This is a genomic window from Roseateles sp. P5_B10 (genome assembly GCF_056400485.1).
Genome location: NZ_JBFULE010000237.1, coordinates 1 through 6,984, shown reverse-complemented (window position 1 = coordinate 6,984; position 6,984 = coordinate 1). Strand labels below are relative to the sequence as shown.

Here is a 6,984-nt window from a genome sequence, read left to right as displayed (position 1 = left end):
CTCCATGGACAGGGCGTGGCGCCTCCCAGTGGAGTTTCAACTGGCCGATCTACAGCAATCAAACCGGCTGGTGGTACATGTACTACGAGGCGGTGGACGCGAATGAAAGTGTCGTGGCCAAGGGCATTGGCGCTTATTTTGTTGAGCAGGACGGCCGAGTCACGCAAACCTCGATGACTCCGGACTCCATCCCGGACTACCTCACCCTCACCCCTCCCGCCAACACGACCGACTTCACGCTGAAGTACCGCGTGAAGGGCTCGAACAGCGCCTGGACCACCGTGACGCGCGGCAATGGCCTGATCATTGACGGCAACCGGTTGCGACTGCCCGCCTCTGGCTTGATGCCGGCCGGGGGCGCTCCCTACGCGGAGTACGAGTACACCTACGAAGCAAAGAACGCCAGCGCCGCCATGCTGAGTAAGGGCGGTGGCGCCTTCCAGGTCGTGAAGTCGGGCGTGGTGGTGCCCACCTCGTCCTACCAGGAGCGCGTGCCGCTGCAGCCCATCGTTTTCAAGGGGTCTGCGGGACGCAGCGATGCCACCTATATGCGGGTGACCTATACGTCGACGACAACCGGCTTGCCAGTGACGGTTGACTTGCTTGGTGCCTGGGTCAGCACGCCGCTACCGGGCTACTTCCAGTACACCTGGGACAAGCCTTTCGACGGCCGATCCATCAATGGCGAAGAGAACTACAACATCCAACTTGCCCTGTGCAAGGACACGAATGGCACGCCGGTCAAAGACGAAGCCGGCAACGACATCGTCACGCGCGGCGTGATGAAGGTGGGCGGCTCCTTTGAGAAGCCCTGGGAGATCAAACAGAACGTGGTGTCCATCACCAAGGACGCCCAGGTCAAGCGCTTCCAGACCTGGAATGCCTTCGGCGAGGTCGCCTCGGAATTTGATGAGCGCGTGCTGGAGCGCGCCCAGGCCCAGGTCGCGTTCTACAACAGTACCGCCAGCGGCCTCAAGGGCGCCAGCCCGTATGTTGTCGACGCCAGTGCGGTGAAAACCGAGTTCGTCTACAACACCCTCGGCAAGCTGATCAAGAAGACGGACCCCCAGACGTTTGAGACGATGGAAAACGGCTTTATCCGCCGTATCCGCCCCCTCACCGAGTATGGATACGACCTGCTTGGGCGCCTGACCGTCAGCACCGACGCCAACAAGCATCAGAGCAAGGTCCACTACGACGGCGATGGCGACGGCAATCGCATTCAATGGGCTGCTGACAATGGCCAAAGCAAGCAGCTCACTGACATTTTCGGGGACGTGCGCTTGCTCGAGAACGCACTCCACGCGCAGACCSAACAGGGCTACGACGCACTTGGTCGACTGACCTCGGTGCACCGCAAAGGCGTGTCCCGGGTGCAGGACTTTGGCGCGACTGAGTTCTCCGGCACCGCGCCGGTCACGGCCGATACTTTCACCTACTACAGCTATGACGCGCTGGGCCGGCGAATCAGCCACACCGACGCCCTCGGTCAAGTCGACAAGACCTGGTACGACGATTTAAATCGCGTCGTCAAGACGCGCAGCGCCGCCAACCGTGAGACCAGCTACAGCTACGAATTTGCAGCGGCTGGCGTGACCGGTGCCGGCGCAGTGTTGGGCGTAGGCGGGGCCAGCGTCGGCGGCTACAAGCTCACCACCACCAGTGCCGATGGTCGCACCACGGTCGATAAAACTGACTACTTCGGCCGCACCACCTGGCACCAGGACCTGGCGGGCCGGGGCTACACCTACACCTACAACCTGGCCGGCCAACTGGCCAAGCAGACCAGCACCACCGGCCAGAACATCGAATACACCTACCTGCAAAACGGCATGATCGCCGAGGCGCGTGACTTGGGTATGCACACCTTGAGCCGCTACGGCTACGACGATGCAGGCAACCGCACCAGCGAGTCCTACAGCCAGCTGCAAAGTGACAACGCCACCATCAGCAGCAGCTACCAGACCAGCACGATCGCCTACGACGAACTCGGCCGCATCGCCCGCGTGTGGGACGGCGTCGCCGAAAGCACCGGCTACGACCTCGCGCATACCCACGATGTGCGCTACGAGTACGACGCTGTGGGCAACCGCCGCGCCGTGCACGCCCTCTACTGGCACCCGCTGGACCGCAGGCTGCGCGCCGAAGAAGTCTTCTACTACACCTACGACGAGGCCGACCGCTTCACCATCACCAAGGGCATGCTCAACCGCCGTGGCACGTCCGAGACCGACACCGGCGCCAGCATCAGTTTGGGGTTCTCTGGCTCACAGGCCGTCAAGATCGGCTACGACAAGGCCGGCCAGCGCACCTCGGCCACCACGGTCGATGGCACCGTCGAGACCTACACCTACAGCTCCGACGGCTATCTCGAAGACACCTACATCAAGACCGCGGCCATCACCGCCCCGCAGCTGCGCGCGCGCCGCCGCGTCGACGCCATCGGCCGCACCGTCGAGTACAAGGAATGGAGTGCGGACAACAACACGGTTGAGTCCACCGCCAGCAGCTACGACAACGACAACCGATTGCTCACGCAGAAGTTCGTCAGCACCAACACCCTCAATCCCAGCAACAACAGCAACTACACGCTCACCTACAGCTACTACAAGGACAAGAGCGATCAGCTCGCCAGCTGGGATGGCGCTGGCGCGCTGGCCAGCGTCAGCCAGAGCGGCATCACCACCCTTTACACCTACGACTATTGGGACGACGCCAAGCAACTCCTCATTACCAAGCGCACGGCCGACCAGAACACCACCACCACACTGGGATACGACCTCAACGGCCACATCAAGAGCAATGTCGATGCCGGCACCGGCATCACCCAGGACTACATCACCAACGCCAACGGCCAGGTGCTGCTACGCATGAACTCGGGCACGCCCTACCAAAACTACTATTACGCCGACGGCCACCGGGTCGGCGAAGTGGGCAACGTGCCGGGTGAAAAGTCGCGCATGAGCTACGCCGAACAGCTCTATCGCAAAAGCGTTCCCGAAACCGCCGATCAGCGCCGTGAGCGCTACAAGCGCCTGAATCCCGTCACCAGCGTCGACTTCGACCAGAACTACGAGCCCATCAACGACAGCTACCCCGGCAGGGCCGCCAGCAACTACGCCGTGCGCCGCAACGGCGAGACGCTGCGCTCCGTGGCCCAGGCGTTGTGGGGCGACTCCAGCATGTGGTACCTCATTGCCGAGGCCAACGGCATGCTCGACGACACTTCGCTCAGCGCCGGGCAGGTGCTGGTGATTCCCAACAAGGTCACCAACATCCACAACAACGCCAGCACCTGGCGGCCCTACAACCCCGGCGAGGCCATCGGCAATGTGGACCCGAACTGGAGCGCGGCCAACATTCAGGGGATCAAGGACTTCCCGGCGAAGCTTTCGGAATTGATCTCGCACGCCATCTCGTCGGCGATGTGGACCACCAGCAGCCTAGGGAGTTCCAGCAGCTACAGCTACCAGCCGGCCTATTCCGATCCATTCGGCTTTGACCGGGCATTCTTTGGGAATGGTGCCAAAGAGAAGGACGATGCGGCGTTGGACAAGGCCAAGAAAGCGCTCAAGAGCGGAGACATCGCCCAGCAGCGCGAGGCCCTGACGGGGCTGGTGAGCCGGCCGGAATTCACAGGCGCAGTCGCGCAACAGGTTGCCATCCAACAGCTGTTGGATGTCTCCTACAACTTCTCCGCATCGCTGGGCACTCCGCTTGACAGCGGTAGTGGCATGCAAATGGGCGCCGTGAGCGTGGCCGGTTGGAATTGGAGCGGGCAGGGGCTGGGGGCGTTTGGCAATGCGATTAGCGAAAGCCTCGCGCAATCGAACGATCCGCTGGGCGACTTCATTGCCAAGAACAAGAACTGGGCGCATGTGTCCGTCGGGCCAATTGGCAGTGCAAGCCAGCGCGGCGAGCCCGCCACGTTCGGGCGGGCGGTAGCTCAGGCCCGGGATGCGCGAGACGCACAGTTGGAAGAGATTGGCTTAGTCCGAAGCACAAGCAAGAGTGGGGGCTTCGTTGCTGCGCCGCGAGACTCGAACGCAGGCCGCAGCGCGGTCGACGTCGCATTGGATCGTTCGCTAGAGCTAGATGACCCGTTGGCAGGCCCTGCCGTGGCGAACATCCAGTTGAGCAACAACGGGATCGGATACCCCTACGGCCACCCTCTGGTTCAGCCTGTGGTAATCACCGGCCAATCGCTCGCAAGACAGGCAGCACTAGCCGAGGCTGGCAGTGCACAAGGGTGGGCCAACGTCTATGACGAGTACGGCCTCTTCACGATGCCGGGTTCCGCCCCCATCTGGAATCGCATCGTCAGCCCGGCTGCTCGTGCGACGCAACGCGTGGCCGAAGTCGCGGTGGCAATGAAGAATGATCCGTTGCGAGCGGCCTTTGGTGGTGTCAAGGGCGTCGTCAACTTAGTGCCGGAGACAGTCAACCTAGCGATCAATACGGTCAAGCTGGGCCTGAACGGGTACTCGTATCTCTTCGGCGATGCCGGCGCTTCATTCCGGTCCACATCGGCATGGAATGCGCCGGTCTGGGAGGCCCATGGCGATGCTGAGTTGGGCGGAAGCGTGCTGGGCTCGCTGGCCGGTCCAGGGGTTTATAGCCGTGCATTGCGCTTAGGAGCGGCGGGCTATGGCTACGTAGCTGAGACCGCTACAGCAGTTCGCACTGCGGTAGGGGCCAGCGAAGGTTGGTCAGCGCTGGCGGCTGAGCGAGCGGCATTGTTGCAATATGGGGGTAACGGCGTAATACCAAGCCATCCAGAGTTGATGGCAATGGCCAGATTTACTCTCGACTTTGGAACCACCAAGAATGGTGCACTATTCTGGTCGGGTGCGCAAAACATGGAAGTCGCGCAATGGTTTGGCAGGGCCACTGGAAAGACTACGCTTGAACAGACCGCTGGTGGCAGGCTTTTGGACGAGCTAAAATTATTTGATAATATGCCAGGAGCGCAGGCTGCGGCAGTATGGGATGTCGCGTCATTGCGTTTTGCGGAAGGCACCTCGGGGACGGTAAACGCATTTACTAAAGGGGCGACGCCCGTTGGGCCCTATGGGCTTAGAACGTGGTGGAAAATTGAGCGTCCGGCGCTCGAGTTGAATCCCGACGTCAACCGAATTCGTGAATGGAGTTGGACTATGAACCCCAAGGATCTGCCTTGAAGAAGACCCTGCGAATTAGCTTCAATCCGATCGGCCGACTGATTGAGCGGTTTGCCGGAAAATCTCCTTCTGGACCATATTCGGAAGTGGGCGAGAGAGAGATTTTTATAATCGCTCGCGGCGAGCAGGTGATGTACCGGGATAGGCGCGGCGCAGTGGTGGTTGAGATATCCATTCCAGAAAAATGGATTTCCGCCGAGGCTATTAATCTATGGGATGGGGTGCGGTCGGTGTCGGAGGCGGAGAAAGGGGAGATATTTCTTGCGTTGCAAGAATATTTCAAGAAATATCAAAATATTGATATGAAACGAATCTAGAGCGCCTCATGCGAATACTTCTTAAACAAATAAAAGCCTCGCCCACACCTCCTGAGCCGCGCCGGTTGTGATTGCAGGTTCGGGGTCCAGGTTCGCAGGTTCGGGGTTACCCATTAGCCGCCCCCGTCGAGTGGCAAACACGCGCCCCTGCACCGCAAGAGCGCACCTTTTCCCCTTCAAGACTGCATTCCCCGGCGTCGAACTCAACGCGCACTTGGTTCTCGAAGTATTGGCTGCGCCACAGCGCACCAGTCACCCATCAGGATCAAGGCCTTGAACTCAGAGCTTGAAGCGCCGAGCTCGCCACCCCTGGCGGCCTTCACCGCCCCAGAAAACCGTCTGTTCCCCAGCGCGTCCACTCATTGCGGGGCGCGACGGCCCCGCACAGGTCTTGTGGCTGCGTGCCCGTGGTCGCCACGCGCGACACGCTCCAACCCCATCTGGCTCGCGCTGCGGGCGCTGCGAACTCCTTCAACTCCAGGGTGGGATCGACGCGGGCAGGCATTCAGGTCTCATGGTTGTTCCAACCCCAATTTGGCCTTGCCCGCGCCGGCCCTTCTGCGAGCGCTGCCGGGCGCTCCAACGCATGCTGACGCGGCCCACCCCTCATTCAGGGCGTCCGGCGAGGACGCTTGATCGCCGCACAATCTCGCGCCTAGCTTCAACCTCAATCGCCCCCCGCTCTCCATGTCGGACGTTTTCCTCAACTTGACCCAGGCCGAGCTCCTCGCCTTGGCCCTGGACGCCTCGCGCCGCAAAGACGCAGGGCACGCACTGGCCTATCTGAAGGAAGCCGCCAGCCGTGCCGACGTCTCGGCTCAGGCGCTGTTCATGCTGGGCAGCGAGTACGCCCAGATCGGCCTGATGCAGGAGGCCAAGGCCAGCATGGCCAGGGCCGTGGAGCGAGGGGCGGACTTCCCGCTGGCGCGGTTCCAACTCGGCATGCTGCATGTGACGACCCAGGAGCATGAGGCTGCCAAGGCGGTCTGGCAGCCGCTGGCCGAGTTGGGAGAGCGGCACCCGCAGGCCTATCTGGCGACGTTCGGGCGCGGCATGGGSCATCTCATCGCTGACGAGTTCGATGCGGCGATCCAGGTCCTGGGTGAAGGGGTCGCCAAAAACCAGGAGAACGCGCCGCTGAACGCGGAGATGCGCCGCATCATCGATGCCATCGAACACCTGCCCGGCCGTGTGAACCCGCCCTTGGCAAGTGCAACACCGGCGTCCGCCGAAACGCCACCCGCGCCGGTTGCTGAAGTGCAAGGCCCAGAAGCGGACTCGGACCCGAGCCATCTCTTCATTTCGGCCTATACCCAGAGCGGCAAGCCACACTGACACCCGCTAAGGGCTGACAGCTTCGGCTGGAAATTCGAGTCGCTCAGAGCGTCGGCGCAGCTGCTGGCATGCACGCGCAACCCCTCCTCGCAGGCGCTGCGTTCGCGTAACCGTTTACATGGTGTGAACCCGCGGCATACCCACCCCCTGCC

3 protein-coding genes are annotated in these 6,984 nt (G+C 61.8%); all 3 read left to right on the top strand.

From position 1 onward, the window contains the following. The first annotated feature begins 77 nt into the window (after positions 1-77). Positions 78-5,180, top strand: a complete 5,103-nt coding sequence (locus AC1DU6_RS15450) for a hypothetical protein (protein WP_477858122.1) — start codon at positions 78-80, stop codon at positions 5,178-5,180. Continuing rightward, a complete protein-coding gene (locus tag AC1DU6_RS15445) occupies positions 5,177-5,497 on the top strand; it encodes a hypothetical protein (protein ID WP_477858120.1) in 321 nt (106 codons plus the stop codon). The genes AC1DU6_RS15450 and AC1DU6_RS15445 overlap by 4 nt, the downstream gene beginning before the upstream one ends. Before the next feature lie 687 nt (positions 5,498-6,184). Beyond that, positions 6,185-6,832, top strand: a complete 648-nt coding sequence (locus tag AC1DU6_RS15440; protein WP_477858119.1) for a tetratricopeptide repeat protein — start codon at positions 6,185-6,187, stop codon at positions 6,830-6,832. Positions 6,833-6,984: the final 152 nt, after the last annotated feature.